Annotated in this window: 17 protein-coding genes and 2 pseudogenes; 13 read left to right on the top strand and 6 right to left on the bottom strand. The window is 64.0% G+C overall.

All coding sequences use genetic code 11. The annotated features are described in order from the left end of the window. Window positions 1-226: 226 nt before the first annotated feature. A complete protein-coding gene (locus ACW170_RS12455) occupies window positions 227-1,102 on the bottom strand; it encodes a PA0069 family radical SAM protein (protein ID WP_492086978.1) in 876 nt (291 codons plus the stop codon). Window positions 1,103-1,125: 23 nt separating this feature from the next. On the opposite strand from ACW170_RS12455, the pseudogene ACW170_RS12450 reads away from it, so the two are divergent. After that, window positions 1,126-1,842: pseudogene (locus tag ACW170_RS12450) on the top strand (recombinase family protein); the annotation flags it as partial. Here ACW170_RS12450 and ACW170_RS12445 read toward each other — a convergent pair. Then, window positions 1,835-2,200, bottom strand: a complete 366-nt coding sequence (locus ACW170_RS12445) for a LexA family protein (RefSeq protein WP_492086977.1) — start codon at window positions 2,198-2,200, stop codon at window positions 1,835-1,837. The pseudogene ACW170_RS12450 and the gene ACW170_RS12445 sit on opposite strands and share 8 nt — an antisense overlap. 250 nt (window positions 2,201-2,450) lie before the next feature. On the opposite strand from ACW170_RS12445, the gene ACW170_RS12440 reads away from it, so the two are divergent. Further along, window positions 2,451-2,645 carry a hypothetical protein gene (locus ACW170_RS12440; protein ID WP_492086976.1) on the top strand — a complete coding sequence of 65 codons (195 nt, stop codon included), beginning with the start codon at window positions 2,451-2,453 and terminating at the stop codon, window positions 2,643-2,645. A gap of 48 nt (window positions 2,646-2,693) precedes the next feature. Here the strand turns inward: ACW170_RS12440 and nusG are convergent, their stop codons facing one another. Next, the gene (nusG, locus tag ACW170_RS12435) at window positions 2,694-3,221 is read right to left on the bottom strand and encodes a transcription termination/antitermination protein NusG (protein WP_492086975.1); all 528 of its coding nucleotides are present in this window, start codon (window positions 3,219-3,221) and stop codon (window positions 2,694-2,696) included. A 200-nt stretch (window positions 3,222-3,421) separates the two neighbouring features. After that, entirely contained in the window at window positions 3,422-3,910 is a 489-nt protein-coding gene (locus ACW170_RS12430; protein WP_492086974.1) for a YfbU family protein, read from the bottom strand. A 131-nt stretch (window positions 3,911-4,041) separates the two neighbouring features. Between ACW170_RS12430 and ACW170_RS12425 the strand changes: the two genes are divergently transcribed. The 3 genes from ACW170_RS12425 (at window position 4,042) to ACW170_RS12415 (ending at window position 5,938) form a co-directional block, all read left to right on the top strand. Continuing rightward, on the top strand, window positions 4,042-4,611 hold the full coding sequence (locus ACW170_RS12425; RefSeq protein ID WP_492086973.1) for a hypothetical protein: 570 nt from the start codon (window positions 4,042-4,044) through the stop codon (window positions 4,609-4,611). A gap of 112 nt (window positions 4,612-4,723) precedes the next feature. Continuing rightward, window positions 4,724-5,314 (top strand): AbiV family abortive infection protein, encoded by a 591-nt coding sequence (locus tag ACW170_RS12420; protein ID WP_492086972.1) that lies wholly within the window; start codon window positions 4,724-4,726, stop codon window positions 5,312-5,314. A 30-nt stretch (window positions 5,315-5,344) separates the two neighbouring features. Next, window positions 5,345-5,938, top strand: a complete 594-nt coding sequence (locus ACW170_RS12415) for a hypothetical protein (protein ID WP_492086971.1) — start codon at window positions 5,345-5,347, stop codon at window positions 5,936-5,938. Between the two features lie 44 nt (window positions 5,939-5,982). Here the strand turns inward: ACW170_RS12415 and ACW170_RS12410 are convergent, their stop codons facing one another. Further along, window positions 5,983-7,068: a PA0069 family radical SAM protein gene (locus ACW170_RS12410; protein ID WP_492086970.1), complete on the bottom strand. Its 1,086-nt coding sequence runs from the start codon at window positions 7,066-7,068 to the stop codon at window positions 5,983-5,985. Window positions 7,069-7,237: 169 nt separating this feature from the next. Further along, window positions 7,238-7,477, bottom strand: a pseudogene (locus ACW170_RS12405) (PA0069 family radical SAM protein); the annotation flags it as partial. A 132-nt stretch (window positions 7,478-7,609) separates the two neighbouring features. On the opposite strand from ACW170_RS12405, the gene ACW170_RS12400 reads away from it, so the two are divergent. The 8 genes from ACW170_RS12400 (at window position 7,610) to gmk (ending at window position 15,384) form a co-directional block, all read left to right on the top strand. Beyond that, the gene (locus ACW170_RS12400) at window positions 7,610-8,956 is read left to right on the top strand and encodes a cytochrome b/b6 domain-containing protein (protein ID WP_492086969.1); all 1,347 of its coding nucleotides are present in this window, start codon (window positions 7,610-7,612) and stop codon (window positions 8,954-8,956) included. An 84-nt stretch (window positions 8,957-9,040) separates the two neighbouring features. Continuing rightward, window positions 9,041-9,985, top strand: coding sequence for an ACP S-malonyltransferase (gene fabD / locus ACW170_RS12395; protein WP_492086968.1), 945 nt, complete (start codon window positions 9,041-9,043; stop codon window positions 9,983-9,985). 171 nt (window positions 9,986-10,156) lie between these two features. Further along, window positions 10,157-10,897: a 3-oxoacyl-[acyl-carrier-protein] reductase gene (fabG, locus tag ACW170_RS12390; RefSeq protein ID WP_492086967.1), complete on the top strand. Its 741-nt coding sequence runs from the start codon at window positions 10,157-10,159 to the stop codon at window positions 10,895-10,897. A gap of 169 nt (window positions 10,898-11,066) precedes the next feature. Continuing rightward, on the top strand, window positions 11,067-11,306 hold the full coding sequence (locus tag ACW170_RS12385; protein ID WP_008264317.1) for an acyl carrier protein: 240 nt from the start codon (window positions 11,067-11,069) through the stop codon (window positions 11,304-11,306). A 153-nt stretch (window positions 11,307-11,459) separates the two neighbouring features. Next, complete coding sequence (gene fabF, locus ACW170_RS12380; RefSeq protein ID WP_492086966.1) at window positions 11,460-12,731, top strand: beta-ketoacyl-ACP synthase II; 1,272 nt, start codon at window positions 11,460-11,462, stop codon at window positions 12,729-12,731. A gap of 1 nt (window position 12,732) precedes the next feature. After that, window positions 12,733-13,872 carry an endolytic transglycosylase MltG gene (gene mltG, locus ACW170_RS12375; RefSeq protein ID WP_492086965.1) on the top strand — a complete coding sequence of 380 codons (1,140 nt, stop codon included), beginning with the start codon at window positions 12,733-12,735 and terminating at the stop codon, window positions 13,870-13,872. Beyond that, window positions 13,869-14,753: a YicC/YloC family endoribonuclease gene (locus ACW170_RS12370; protein WP_492086964.1), complete on the top strand. Its 885-nt coding sequence runs from the start codon at window positions 13,869-13,871 to the stop codon at window positions 14,751-14,753. The genes mltG and ACW170_RS12370 overlap by 4 nt, the downstream gene beginning before the upstream one ends. Next, window positions 14,743-15,384: a guanylate kinase gene (gene gmk, locus ACW170_RS12365; protein WP_271166112.1), complete on the top strand. Its 642-nt coding sequence runs from the start codon at window positions 14,743-14,745 to the stop codon at window positions 15,382-15,384. The genes ACW170_RS12370 and gmk overlap by 11 nt, the downstream gene beginning before the upstream one ends. Window positions 15,385-15,508: the final 124 nt, after the last annotated feature.

The following is a 15,508-nucleotide window of genomic DNA, read 5'->3' as shown; positions in this document are numbered from 1 at the left end:
TCGAAAAAATTTGAGTCTATTTGAGTCTATTCTTGCCCATGAAGCGGGGCTGAGGGCGCGGCGGTCTCAGACGGACCGAACGGCGTGATTGCGATGTTAAAGACCTGTCGCCGATTCTAACACGGGACGAATGGGTGATGAGGTGAGCGCCGTTCGAGGGGATCAATGCCCTGAAAAAACGTGGCTTTGTCGCTGATATTAGGCGCGCTGGCTGGGCGCCGGCCGTTCAGCCGAACAACTCCAGCTGCGGCCGCGCGTCAGCAGGGACGCGGAACTGGGTTTCGTCCAGCAGTCGCAGCGGCGCGTCCAGGCCGTAGCGTTTGACGGCGGCCTTGAAGCGGGCGCCGATCAGTTCGGCGACGGGGCCGGTTCCCTTCATGCGCTGGGACCAGTCGGCGTCATAGTCCTTGCCCCCGCGCGTCTGGCGGATCAGCGACATGACGCGGGCGGCGCGGTCGGGGCGGGCGTCGGCCAGCCACTCGCGAAACAGATCCTTGATCTCCAGCGGCAGGCGCAGGGTGACATACATGGCTCGCGTCGCCCCCGCCTTGGCCGCCGCCTCGAGCACCGATTCCAGTTCGTGGTCGTTCAGGCCGGGAATGACCGGGGCGAAGCCGACGCCGACGGGACAGCCCGCGTCGGCGAGCCGGCTGATCGCCTCCAGCCGTTTGGCCGGGGTCGAGGCGCGGGGCTCCATGGCGCGGGCCAGGCCCCGGTCCAGGGTGGTGATGGAGACGAAGGCCGAGGCCAAGCCGGCCTGACCCATGGGGCCCAGAATATCGGCGTCGCGCGCGATCAGCACCGACTTGGTGATGATGCTGAAGGGGTGGTTGAAGCGCCGCATGACCTCAAGGATCGAGCGGGTCGATTTCAGTTCGCGTTCGACCGGCTGATAGGGGTCGGTATTGCCGCCTATGTGGATGCGCTTGCACCGGTATCGGGGGGCGAGGAAGGCCTGTTCCAGCAGACGTGCGCCCTCGGGCTTGAAGAATATCCGGCTCTCGAAATCCAGGCCCGGGGATAGGCCCATCCAGGCATGGGACGGACGGGCGTAGCAGTAGATACAGCCCTGTCGCACCGTTACAAGATGGCCTTCAGCCAACTCTTGTCCGGCCTTGAATCGCAATGCACGCCTACGCCTACATCCGCTTCAGCACACCCAAACAAGAAAAGGGCGACAGCCTCCGCCGGCAGACCGACGACGTTGGTGGTTTCTGCGATCGCCAGGGCTGGCCGATTGTCGAGACCATCCAGGACTTGGGCCAGTCGGCCTGGACAGGCGCGCATCTGTCGTCGGGAGGACTCGGACAGTTCGCCGAGCGAGTGCGGCGCGGCGAGATCACGATGCCCGCCGTCCTGGTGGTCGAAAAGCTGGATCGGCTGTCGAGGCAAGAGCCACGAAAGACACTGCGCTGGCTGGAAGACCTCTGCGAAAAAGGCCTGTCGATCGCGACCGTTGATGGCGGCCGCGTTTACACGGACGCTTCGCTGCGCGCCGACCTGATGGGCACATTCGAAATCCTGATGAGGGCTCAACTGGCGCACCAGGAGTCCGAGCAGAAATCGCAGCGCGTCTTGGGTGCGATAGGTGCGCGGATGGAACGCGCTCAAACGACAGGCCAAAAGATCACCGCCAAGGCGCCTGGCTGGCTGACGCTCAATGCTGATCGCATGGGCTTCACAGTGGATGAGGATCGTGCGGCTCTCGTCCGGTCGGTCTACGAAATGGCGGCGGCAGGGCAGGGTGCGCGCTGGATCGCGAAGACCCTGAACGAGCAGGGTCAGTCGGCCTGGGGTCCGTCCCGCAAGGATGGCAAACCCAGGACGTGGGAGATCAGCAGCGTGAAGCTGATGCTGGCTCAGCCATCGGTCGAAGGTGATTATGTGCCTGGGCGGGCTGGTTCGCCGGCTCCAGCCACCAGGTGCCGTCTTTCTCGGTCAAGACGGCCAGGACGACATCGCCATGAAGGAAGGCGACGCAGACCTTTCCGGTGCGGGGCTCGCCGTCGGTGTTCACGACCAGAATGTCGCCGGAATGGATACCGCGCGCCTTCAGCCCATTGCCCTTCACGCGAACGGCGTATCGCTGCGGGCGGCGCAGTTCGAGCAGGTCTGCTAGATCCGGCACTGCTTCGACGTGATCCTGCGCCGGCGACTGGAAGCCGGTGGTCTCATCGCCCTGATATGCCCTCTCTCCCATCCGTCCAGGGATGAGCACAAAAGGAGAACATAGCAAGCAGGCATGCAAACGGCCGCCGTGATCCACAGGGGCCGTGCGTTCAGATTCGTCGTGGCCTGCGTCAACATAAGGATCGTATAAGGCTGCTATAAGTCGCTTGTAAGAGGCTTATATTTGTCTTATACGGCTCTTGTGCGCCGGTTAGGCGAGGATATGGGAGGGTTTGGGAATGCAACGACCGGCGAACGAAGTGGCTGAGGAATGCGGGGACATGCTCCGTCAGAGCGGTCAAAAAGCCATCACGATGAAGTGGCCTGAGTTCTACGAATTGAACACCATGAAGCGGTTTACGAACGAGCGTCATGCCGAACTTCGCCAGGCCTTCATGGCTGAAGGACTAATCGTCGGTTTCGGCAACCACGCCGTCGTTGTCACCCACGACAGCAATCATTCGAAGGTTGGCTGACACAAATGGAAAGGCCCCGGTTGACGGGGCCTTTTCCATTTGTGCTGATCAGGCGGCTTCGAGCGCTCGGGCGTCCACGGTCATGCGGCCGGCGAACAGGCCGCTCATCATGATCTCGGCTCGGCCTTCGGCGGAGGCGGAGAGCAGGCGGCCGATCTGGTCCTTGAAGGCGCCGCTGATCACGCGCACTTCGGCGCCCTCGACTAACGGCTTGTTCTTCGGCGTGAAGTCGAACTCGCCAGCGTTCTCCCGTGACCGGAGTTCATCGACGAAGTTCCATGCGGTGCCGTTGACTGTCTTGGACCGGATCGGATGCGCGCCGCCGCCCGGTGACCGGATGATCCCACGCACGGATTTTGATCGAAGCGCGTCGAAGATGGATCGGGTCTGAGTGCCGACGAAGAGGAAGCCGGGCAGCAGTGGATGCTGAACGACGACTTTGCCTTTCCGGGTCCGCCGAAGGCGGGTCTCTTGGGGAAGGTAGGCTTCCAGTCCGTCCATGGCTTGGATATCGGCGAGAGCGGCGAGTTCGCCACGGGGCGTCGTATGCACGACGAACCAATTGGTGGGGTTCACGGTGGTTTCTCCACGCCTCGCGCCAGCGCAGTGAAACGCAGCGGCTCGAGTCGGAGCGCCTGGGAGGCAGTCAGATCGAGGGGCGAATAGGTTGTTTGGGAAGGCCCAAGTCCTATTGGAAAATCACCGAATTGTCAAGAATTGCGACATGGCGACCGAGCCTCAGAACCCTCTGAAGCCCGGCCGACAGAGCGCGGTGGTTAGGCGAAGATCGCGTCCACGGCGGCTTGGTCCAACGGATAGGGTCTGCCTAGCGCGTCCCAGGTTTCCAGCATCCGCCGGTAGCGCGACAGCGTTCCGCTGGTGTGCGAGTTCACGGCTGGCGCGGACTCGGTGAACTTGCCTTGGACGTTCAGGACAAAGACTGAGAAACCGTAGTGCGGGTCGTGGTTGGCGTCGAAGCCGGCGAACTTGGGATAGCCCGTGGTCGGGATGGTGACCCCATTCTGATTGGCGTCGTAGATCGCGCGATAGAGCGAGAGGATGTCCAGCACTTCAGCGGTCACTTCCGCATCGATGCCTTCTTGGTTCATGCCCGACAGAAGGTCGGGATAGTAGACCTCGTAGCCGCCTTCGACGATTTGGATTTTCTCGTCGTATTGATCGGGCGTCAGGTCGCCAACCTCCAGTTCCTTCATGATCTGGAGTTGGTTGCGGAGAGCGAGGCGTTCAGCGAGCGTTAGTTTCATGTGGTCGTCCCTTCACCGGACGAGACGCCGGCGCAGTGACAGATCACAAAACGAGCGGTTGCGTAAACCGCAGTTGTGGCGCGGGTGACGCGATTGATCGACAGGTTACGAACCTGTGCCATAAGTCAGGCATGGCCCCGTTCCATCAGCAGCTTCTCGTCGTCGCATACACACTGGGGCTAGTCGCTCTTCTGGCCGCGCTGTGGTTTCGTCCTGAGGTCAAGGACATGCCTGCCTGGGTTCAGGCTGTAGGGTCGATCGCTGCGATCTTGGCTGCGATCGGGATCGCTCAGTGGCAAGCTGGCCGTGAACGGCGCGATCGGATTGAGGATCGTCGTGAACTCCGCAAGGCGGTCGCTGGGCTGGCACGTCGCCTCGCTGACGTGGTGGCGGGGCACGCCGACACCCTGATCGGTAGCCCTGAGTATGTGGTCTACGAGGGGATCGACTGGAGCGATCTAAATCTGCTCGACGCAGCGATTGACCGATTTGATCCCAGTGCCTTGGTGTCGGCGAATGGGGTCTTTGCTCTGGAAAGTTTGCGTCGAGAGGCCCGGCACATGGCGCACTGGGAGACCGTAGTTACTGCCGAGATGCGCCAGACAGCCTACCACGACTTCGACATTCACGAAGCCATTCTCGCATGGCGCGATAGGATTGAGCAGTTCGCCGTCGTCCTGGAAGAACTGGCTGAGGCCTAGCTGAGCGTCATGATAAACGACGGGCTTGCCGCCCCATCCGGCGGCTCGGGTCAGATGCCAAGCTTCGCTGAGAGTGCTGGAGGCATGCAGCCCCGCGATCTGGAGGATGTCGGTGGACGAAGAAAACAGCTTCGCAAGTGAGGTGAGTAAGGCCCATCTGGAGCCATCCCCGTTTTACGAGAAAACGCTCTTGAACGCCCAGCGTCTGCTGGATGACTCAAGGCTCCTTGCGGATAACGATAGGGCTCAATCGTCAGTAATATTAGGAATTTTCGCTATCGAGGAACTGGGTAAAGCTCTCATTTGCCGATGGGGCGTGCGTAATAGGACCAGCAAGCGTGATTTTCCTTCACATATCGAGAAGCAGGCTGCCTCGTTTGCTCTGATGTCTGCGGCAGAGTTGCTCGCCGATTTGCCGCGTGCCCAAAAATATTGGAAACGTGGAACCTTTAACTACGTCAAATATGGCCCGCATTCGCATCAGTTCGCTCATGCTAGGTCGGGGTTCTACGACGACCTCCGTATGGCTATGACCTATGAGGACGAGCAACCTAAGTTCGGTGATGACCTGAGAGATATGGTTTGCGTTGGCCTGGCGCGGGAGCTTCACGGCTATTTCGAAACGGCACGATCGAATATCGAGAAGCCTGAAGCTATGAGACTCGCAGCATCTTTCTACGAGAACGGCCTAGGTCGGCTTTGACATGATGGATTTAAATGGGGCGGCAGCGGCTTGGCTAATCACGATGTTTCCGACAGCGACTACGACCGCTACCTAACAGCGCTTGGTCAGCTTTGCGCATGTTGGGCCGTATTGGATCGCGAGATTAGCCTCCTCATCGGCGCTATTTTGAACATCTCGGACGACCAAATGGAGTGCCTGGCAACGGAGATGGGTGACGTTGCACCGAGGTGTCGCCTGCTCCGAAATCTCGTCTACACAATCGATTGTCCAGAGACCTATCGGAAGGTTGTCCATCAAACTTTGAACGTCGTAACGAACGACCTCGCACCCGCAAGGAACCGTTTTATCCACGATAGTTTCGGTGAGGATGGGCAACGGGTTCTGAAAATCGATCAGAGGATGAAGCTGACAAAGCCGAAGTCGTTTTCAGATCTTCGATTGACCGCAGGTGGCGCTAGGGAGGTGTCGAGTAGAGATGTCTATACGCTTGCAGCAAAGGTAATGTTCACCTCTGCGCAGATTGCTACAGCTCGTTTTGACGTGACGAGCTTCAATAGGGATGGGACATTTCCTGATAAGCCTCAGATGACGGGTGAGCGCCTAGACCAGATTGTCGGATTCCATCTACCTGAAAGCTTTTAGTCGCGTCTCCTCATGACGAATGAACGGGTGGGTTCACCAGCGCCTCAAGCGAACAAGTCCAACTGAGCGCGCGCTGACGCTGGCACATGGAACTTCGTCACATCTAGCTCGTGCCTCGGCCCGTCGAGACCGTAGCGCTTCACGGCCGCTTTGAAGCGCGTGCCTATGAGTTCGGCCACCGGGCCGGTGCCCTTCATCCGCTGTGCCCAGTCGGCGTCGTATTCCTTGCCGCCGCGCGTCTGGCGGACCAGGGACATTACCCGCGCGGCACGATCTGGGCGAACATCCGCGAGCCATTCCTTAAAGAGGTCTTTGATCTCCAGAGGCAGGCGTAGCGTCACATACATCGCCGTCGTGGCGCCGGCTTTGGCAGCGGCTTCGAGGATGGATTCGAGTTCGTGGTCGTTTAGCCCTGGGATCACCGGAGCGAACCCTACGCCGACGGGGACGCCAGCCTCAGCGAGACGAGAGATCGCTTCCAGGCGCTTCATCGGCGTCGAGGCTCGCGGCTCCATGGCGCGCGCAAGTCCACGGTCCAAGGTGGTGATGGAGATGAAGGCAGTGGCTAGTTTCTCGCGGGCCATTGGACCCAGGATGTCTATGTCACGGGTGATGAGGTTGGACTTGGTGATCACCGAGATCGGCTGGTTGAACCGCGCCACGACTTCCAGGACGCTGCGTGTGATCCGCAAATCCTTCTCGTCGGGCTGATATGGGTCGGTGTCGCCCCCGACGTGGATGCGCTTGCAGACGTATTTTCGGCCGCTCAGTTCTTGTTCCAGGAGGCGCGCAGCATCGGGTTTGGAGAAGATTTTGGTCTCGAAATCCAGTCCAGGCGACAAGCCCAAATAGGCGTGAGACGGCCTAGCGTAGCAATATATGCAGCCGTGGCTGCATCCCTTGTAGGTGTTGATCGACCGTTCGAAACCAATGTCAGGGCTCTGGTTTTTGCTGATGATTGTCCCGGATCGCAGCGGCGTAACGGTCGTCGGCACCTGGACGGGCAGGGCGGCATCGTCCTCCGTCCAGCCATCGTCGAAAGCTTCAATCGTGGTAGTCTCGAAGCGGCCGGTGGCATTAGATCGCGCCCCACGACCACGCACGCCCTTCGGAATCGACAGCGTCGTCATCAGGCCTAGGCGGACGGGCTCGACGGCCGGTTCCATGCTACGCGCCGCTCGCCAGCGTCAGCTTCGGGGCGCTTGATGTAGGCGCGAGGGAAGGCCCAGGTCGGCATGGGCTTGGCTTGCATCGTGGTCGAAGGCGTCGGGTTCATGCGGTTAGCCTTTCGTGTGTAACGTAGGGGTAGACGCAGCCATGTTCGCAACCTTTGTACGGGTTGATGGAGCGGTCGAAGCCGATGTCCGGACTGTCGTTCCGGGCGATGATGGTGCGGGCGTGTTCGGGCGTGAGGGTGGTGCGCAGCGGCGCGGCCTCGGCGTCGTCGTTCGTCCAGCCGTCGTCGAACGACTCATGCTGCTCGGGCTCGTAACGGCCTGTCGCATTCGAACGCGCGCCTCTTCCCTTGGCGGATTTCATGGGAAGGAACATGGGTGAGAAGGGGGAACATAGCAAGAACATTTGTTCGCTTTGTAATCGAGTAATGTTCTTAAGTAGAAACAGACACAGTAGCTGTTGCTAACAGGTGGGCGCTAGGTCTATCTGGCGCTCATGACCGCGCCCAACCGCTATTCCACCGTCGCGATCGCCCTGCACTGGGGGATCGCCGTCTGCATCCTGTCGATGATCCCGATGGGGTGGTGGATGACCGCCGCCATCGAACAGCCGGGCAGCCAGGCCCTGGCCTATCGGGTATTCCAGATCCACAAGTCGATCGGCTTCCTGATCCTGGCCCTGACCGTGGTGCGGATCGTCTGGCGGCTGACGCATCGGCCGCCGGCCCTGCCGGGCGGGATGAAGCGATGGGAGGCCTTCGCCGCCAACGCCACCCATATGGCCTTCTACGCCCTGATGCTGGCCCTGCCGCTGACGGGGTGGCTGTATGTCTCGGCCGGCTGGGCCGTGGCTCAGGACCGGGCGCTGGAGGTGGCGACCAGCTGGTTCGGCCTGTTTCCGATCCCGCATCTGCCGGGCGTGGGCGAACTGGCGGCGGGCGCGCGGCGGGCATTGGCCTTCCAGGCCATGGGGGCCCATGCGGCCATGGCCTGGGGCGCGGTCGTCCTGATCGTCCTGCACGTCGGGGCGGCGCTGAAGCATCAGTTTGTCGACCGCGACGGGGTGCTGGCGCACATGGCGCCTTTTCTGAAGGCGGGGCATGAGACGACGGTTTCCGCGCCGTCTTCGCCCTGGGTCGAGCGGGGCGTGGGCGTGGCCCTGATCGCGGTCGTGGCCATGGCCGGGGCGGTGGCGGCGCGGCCCTATGCAAGAGCTGAGTTGAAGCCTGCTCGGACGGAGGCGTCCGTTTCAGCCTCGACGCCCGCGCCCGAGATCGCCGCTGCGCCGGAAATCGCGGCGCCCGAACCGGTCGTGGAGGAGACGACGTCCCAACCCGTTAAGGCCGGCGCCTGGACCATTGATCGCCCCGCCTCCAGCATCGCTTTTGGCGGAACCCAGTCGGGCGCAGCTTTCAAGGGGCGGTTCGAACGGTGGGACGGTCAGGTCCGGTTCGACCCGGCCGATTTGGCAGGCTCAAAGGCGGTGATCACGGTTCAGACGGCCTCGGCCCGCACGGGCGATGCGACCCAGGAGGGCTCGCTACAGGGGGCTGAATGGTTCGATCCCGCGCAGTATCCGACCGCCCGGTTCGAGACGACAGGCTTCCGCGCCCTGGGCGGGGATCGGTATGAGGCGAGGGGTACGCTGGGGATCAAGGCCACGAGCCTGCGCGTCGTCCTGCCCTTCAGCTTCCGCGAAACCGGCGGGGTCGCCACGGTGCAGGGGCGGCTGGAGCTGGACCGGACGGCGCTGAACCTGGGGATGGAGACCGACGCGACCGGGGACTGGGTCTCGAAGATGATCGATGTCCAGATCAAGGTCTCGGCGCGACGGGCGGAGTAGGGCGCCGAATGCGCCGCCGCTTGCCCTGAGGGAAGTCAGGCCTTAGGGGTCCGCGCTCTTGATCAATGATTCAGGGAGCGGTCGATGACCCTCGCACTTCTGTTTCCGGGACAGGGCAGCCAGGCCGTCGGCATGGGCGCGCAACTGGCCGACGCCTTCGCCTCCGCCCGCGAGGTCTTCGCCGAGGTGGACGAGGCTCTGGGCCAGAAGCTGTCGGTGCTGATGCGCGAAGGCCCCGAGGACCAGCTGACCCTGACCGAGAACGCCCAGCCCGCCCTGATGGCGGTGTCGATGGCGGCGATCCGGGCGCTGAAGGTCGAGTTCGGTTTCGATGTGGCGACGGCGGCCTATGTCGCCGGCCATTCGCTGGGCGAATATTCGGCCCTGGCGGCGGCGGGGGCGATCTCGCTGTCGGATACGGCGCGGCTGCTGAAGCTGCGCGGCCAGGCCATGCAGCGCGCGGTTCCGGTGGGGCAGGGGGCGATGGCCTCGCTGATCGGGCCCAAGACGGATCTGGCCCTGGCCGAGGCCGCGGCGGCGGCGGGCGCCGAACTGGGTGTCTGCGTGGTCGCCAATGACAACAACGCCGGGAACATCGTCATCTCGGGCGAGAAGGCCGCCGTGGACCGGGCCATCGAGAAGGCCAAGGAACTGGGCGCGCGGGCGATCCCGCTGAACGTCTCGGCGCCCTTCCACTGCCCGCTGATGCAGCCGGCGGCGGACGAGATGGCGGCGGCCCTGGCCGACGCCCGGATCTCGGCCCCCATGGTACCCGTGGTGGCCAATGTGCTGGCTAGCCCGGAAAGCGATCCTGAAGTCATCCGCCGGCTGCTGGTCGAGCAGGTCACCGGCCGGGTGCGCTGGCGCGAAAGCATGGAGTGGATGGCCACGGAAGGCGGCGTGACCCGCTTCGTCGAGGTCGGTTCTGGCAAGGTGCTGACCGGCATGGCCAAGCGGATCGCGCCGGAGGCTGAGAGCCTGCCGCTGAACACGCCGGAAGAGTTGGAAGCCTTCGCGAAGTCGTTGTGACCCTTCTCCCCTTGCGGGAGAAGGTGGCGCGCGAAGCGCGACGGATGAGGGGTTTTTCGGCTTGAGCCGTCTCCCCTCTATAGTGATTAACCGAAGGGGTCCGCGTGACCCCTCATCCGGCCCTACGGGCCACCTTCTCCCGCAAGGGGAGAAGGACAGGAGAGGGAACAAATGTTCAATCTTGCAGGCAAGACCGCGCTGGTGACCGGCGCGACGGGCGGGATCGGCGGGGCGGTGGCGCGGGCGCTGCACGCCCAGGGCGCGACCGTGGTGCTGTCGGGCACGCGCGAGGCGGTGCTGGCGGATTTGGCCAAGGAACTCGGAGAGCGGGCGCATTTCGCGACGGCGAACCTGTCGGACCCCGAGTCGGTCGATAATCTGGTCGCGGCGGCCGAGGCGGCGGCGGGCGCGCCGCTGGACATTCTGGTGGCCAATGCGGGCATCACCAAGGACGGCCTGTTGATGCGGATGAAGGACGAGGACTTCCAGTCGGTCATCCAGATCAATCTGGAGAGCTATTTCCGCCTGACCCGCGCGGCGGTGAAAGGGATGATGAAGCGGCGTTCGGGCCGAATCATCGGCGTGACCTCGGTCGTCGGCGTGACCGGCAATCCGGGCCAGACCAACTATTCCGCATCCAAGGCCGGGATGATCGGCTTCTCCAAGTCGCTGGCGCAGGAGGTCGGGTCGCGCGGCATTACGGTCAACTGTATCGCCCCGGGCTTCATCGCCTCGCCGATGACCGATGTGCTGAACGAGCAGCAGCGCGAGACCATTCTGGGCCGGATTCCGGCCGGACGACTGGGCACGGGCGACGAGATCGCGGCCGCCGCCGTCTATCTGTCGTCGAACGAAGCGGCCTATGTCACGGGCCAGACGCTGCACGTGAACGGCGGCATGGCGATGATCTGATCGCGATCACGAAATTCAACAGACTATTTCTTGCCCGAAAGCCTGTGCTAAAGGGCTGGATGCAACGGCGGTTCGGGCTTTCGGGCTTGCGTCGCCTTCGCTGCCGTGAGACGGCGATTTCGAAGTTACCCCGCCTCTACGGCGATTTTAAACAGGCAGAGAGACACTCATGTCCGACACCCTCGAGCGCGTTCGCAAGATCGTCATCGACCATCTGGACGCCGATCCGGACAAGGTCACGGAAAAGGCCAGCTTCATCGACGACCTGGGCGCAGACTCGCTCGACAACGTCGAGCTGGTGATGGCCTTCGAAGAAGAATTCGACATCGAGATCCCGGATGACGCCGCCGAGCACATCCAGACGGTCGGCGATGCGGTCAAGTTCATCGACGAAAAGTCGGCCGGCTGATCCCAGCCCCCGACTGGCGGCCCGATAGGGCTGACGGTTCACAGGGCCGCCCGGCGCTCCTAGCGGAGACGCCCGGCGGCCTTTACTATTTCTGACCCTTGCGAATCCGCAGTGATTCCCCGGGCCGGGATTGGAGTTGAAGGAGCACGCACCATGCGCCGCGTCGTCGTTACGGGCATCGGTCTGCTGACCCCCCTTGGCTGGGGTGTCGACAAGAGCTGGAAGGGTATCCTCGATGGACGTTCGGGCATCCGCCCGATCACCGCCTTCGACACCACAGGCTATGGCTGCACCATCGCCGGCGAAGTGCCGAGCGTGGATGGGCGCGGCGGCGGCGGCGAAGGCGACTTCGACCCCGAGAAGATCATGTCGGTCAAGGACAGGAAGCGTGTCGACGACTTCATCCTGTACGCCATCGCGGCGGCGGACGAGGCTCTGCACGACGCGAACTGGAAGCCCGAGACCGACGAAGACAAGGAACGGACCGGCGTCATGGTCGGCTCCGGCATCGGCGGCCTGGGCGCCATAGCCGAGACGGCCATCGTGCTGAAGGAACAGGGGGTGCGCCGCGTCAGCCCCTTCTTCATCCCCAGCGCCCTGATCAATCTGGCCGGCGGTCAGATCTCGATCCGCCACGGCCTGAAGGGCCCGAACCATGCGGCGGTGACCGCCTGCGCCACCGGCGCCCACGCCATCGGCGATGCGGCCCGGATGATCGCCCTGGACGACGCCGACGTCATGGTGGCGGGCGGGGCCGAAAGCTCGGTCGTGCCGATCGGCATCGCCGGCTTCCTGGCCTGCAAGGCCCTGTGCACCGCCTATAACGACACGCCGGAGAAGGCGTCGCGGCCCTATGACCGGGGCCACGCGGGTTTCGTCATGGGCGAGGGCGCCGGGATTCTGGTGCTGGAGGAATACGAACACGCCAAGGCGCGCGGGGCCAAGATCTATGCCGAGGTCGTCGGCTACGGCATGAGCGGCGACGCCCACCACATCACCGCGCCGTCCGAAGACGGCGAAGGCGGGGTGCGAGCCATGAAGATGGCGTTGAAGCGGGCAGGCATGGAGCCGTCGGACCTGGATTACGTCAACGCCCACGGCACCTCCACCATGGCCGACTGGATCGAGCTGAAGGGGATCGAGGGCTTGGTCGGCGATCACGCCAAGAACCTCGCCGTCAGCTCCACCAAGTCGATGACGGGTCACCTGCTGGGCGCCGCCGGGGCCATCGAGGCGGCCTTCTGCGTCCTGGCGATCCGGGATCAGGTGGCGCCGCCGACGATCAATCTGGACGACCCGGAGATGGAGACGCCGATCGACCTGGTCCCGCACAAGGCCAAGCCGATGAAGATCGACGTCGCCATGTCCAACAGTTTCGGCTTCGGGGGCACCAACGCCTCGGTGATCTTCAAGAAGGTCGACTGACATGTTCGGACGGGGGCGGGTTGAAAAGGGGCGGGGACGGTCGGGTCTGACGGTGACCTTGCTGACCGCCTCGGCGACGTTCAGCCTGTTCCTGATCGCCGCCCTGGCCATTGTCTGGGGCGTCTATTACGGCCCCGGACCCGGCGCCCGTCAGGGAGATCGGACGGTCGTCACCCTGGCCAGCGGGTCGGGGGTTTCGGCCATCGCCGCCCAGCTGAAGGCGGCGGGAGTGATCCGCTCGACCGACCTGTTCAAGGCGGCGGCGACCTTTACCGGCGCGGACCGCAAGCTGAGGGCCGGTGAATACGAAGTGCCGTCGGGCGCCTCGCTGGCCGGGGTCTTGAACCTGCTGGTCGAGGGGCGGGTGGTGCGCCATTTCGTGACCCTGCCGGAAGGCTGGTCGTCGGCCCAGGCGCTGGACATCCTGGCCAAGGAGCCGGTGCTGACCGGGACGGTCGAGGTGACGCCGGAGGAAGGCAGTCTGTGGCCCGACACCTATGAGATCGCGCGCGGCGATACGCGGCAGTCGGTGATCGACCGGATGCAGCGCGCGGCCAACGAGAATCTGCGCCTGCTGTGGGCCCAGCGCGGGCCCGGGACCGTGGTGCGCAATCCCGAGGAGGCGGTGATCCTGGCCTCCATCGTCGAGAAAGAAACGGGTCTGGCGGCCGAGCGCCCGCGCGTGGCGGCGGTGTTTTCCAACCGGCTGCGCCAGGGGATGCGGCTGGAGAGCGATCCGACCATCGTGTATGGCCTGACCCAGGGGCGGCCTTTGGGACGCGGCATTCGCCGGTCGGAGCTTCAGCGCCCGACGGCCTGGAACACCTATCAGATCGACGGTCTGCCGCCGACGCCGATCGCCAATCCGGGCAAGGAAGCCCTGGCGGCCGTGCTGAACCCGCCGGCGGAACAGGCCCTGTTCTTCGTCGCCGACGGATCGGGCGGCCACGCCTTCGCCGCCACCTATGAAGAGCATCTGCGCAATGTCGCGCGCTGGCGTCAGATCGAGCGTCAGAAGGCGGGCCTGCCCGCGGAAGCTCGGGCCCCGGTTGCGCCGGACGCCAGTGCAGAGCCCATGACCACGCCGAGCGATCAGGCGACCATCACCTTGCCTGCGGGCGCGAGCCAAGGTCTGAGATGAACCTGATTTCGGGAATGACCGGCTTCGGTCGAGCCGAGGGCGCCAGCCATGGCTGGACCTGGTCGGTCGAGGCGCGATCGGTCAACGGACGCAATCTGGAGGTCCGGTTTCGAGGACCAACCGGCTTCGACGCCCTGGACCGGGCGGCCAAGACGGCGGGGCAGGCGCGGTTTGCGCGCGGTCAGATCACGGTCGGCGTCCATGCCAAGCGCGTCGAGGGCGGCGAGGCGGCGGTCACGATTAATGCGCCGGTGCTGGCGCGCTATCTGACCCTGGCCAATGAATTGGCTGAAGACGGCGCGACGCCGCCGTCCGCCGACGGCTTGCTGGCGCTGCGCGGCGTTATCGAGACGCCGGAAGAGGTTGAAGATCCCGAGGCCCGCGCTGTGCTTGAAGCCGCGATGGCGCGGACGGTCGAGGAGGCGCTGGACGCCCTGAAGGGATCACGCCATGCCGAGGGCGCCCAGCTGGCGCCTCTGCTGCAGGATTTCATCAGCCGGATCGAAACTCTGGTCGCCTCGGCCGAGGGCGAAGCCCAGGCCCAGGTCGAGGCCATCCGCGACCGGTTCAGCCGCCGCATGGCCGAACTGGCGCCCGATGCGCCGGGTCTGGAGGATCGAATCTTCCTGGAAGCGGCGGCCCTGGCGGCCAAGGCCGATGTGCGCGAGGAGCTGGACCGGCTGACGGCCCATGTGGGCGCGGCACGTCAGTTGATGGCGGCGCCGCCGGCGGGGCGGAAGCTGGACTTTTTAAGTCAGGAATTCATGCGCGAGGCCAACACCCTCTGTTCGAAATCGGCTACGACCGCGCTCACCGGAATCGGCCTGGAGCTCAAGGCCGTCATCGAACAGTTGCGTGAACAGGTCCAGAATGTCGAATGAACGCTCGCCCCGTCGGGGCGTCCTCCTGATCGTCGCCAGCCCATCGGGCGCAGGCAAGACGTCGCTGTGCCGCCGGCTGATGGCGGATCACGGCGGGCTGGAGCTGTCGGTCTCGATGACGACGCGCGGCATCCGGCCGGGCGAGGTCGATGGGCGCGACTATAATTTCGTCGATCGCGAGCGATTCCAGAAGCTGATCGACGCCGACGCCTTCCTGGAATGGGCCGATGTGCACGGCAATCTGTACGGCAGCCCGCGTGGCCCCGTGGACCGCGCCCTGGCCGAGGGACGCGACGTGCTGTTCGACATCGACTGGCAGGGCGCGCGCGACGTGGCCGAGAAATGCCCCGAGGATGCGGTGCGGGTGTTCATCCTGCCGCCCAGCCTGGAAGAACTGCGCCGTCGCCTGATCACCCGGTCGCAGGATTCGGACGACGTCATCGAGCGCCGCGTCGCCAACGCCAAGGGCGAGATCGAACACTGCGACGCCTTTGACTATGTGATCGTCAACGAGGATTTCGACCGGTCCTACGCCGAACTGGCGCACATCTATCACGCTGAGCGGTCGCGTCGTTTCCGCAACCTGTGGGTCGGGGACTACAAGGCCGCCCTGCTGCGAGAGCCGGTCTGATAAAGATTCGGCTTGGGCCAATCGATCTGAGAAGAACAACGACACCGCGGCAGGCGGAGGGGGGACAATGCCGCCGCGGTGTCGTCTTCGGCTGAGGGCGGTGACGACATCGCGCCAGGCGGGG

The sequence above is a fragment of the Brevundimonas sp. FV2ps16 genome (assembly GCF_058681075.1).
This window is presented reverse-complemented; position numbering and strand designations above follow the sequence as displayed.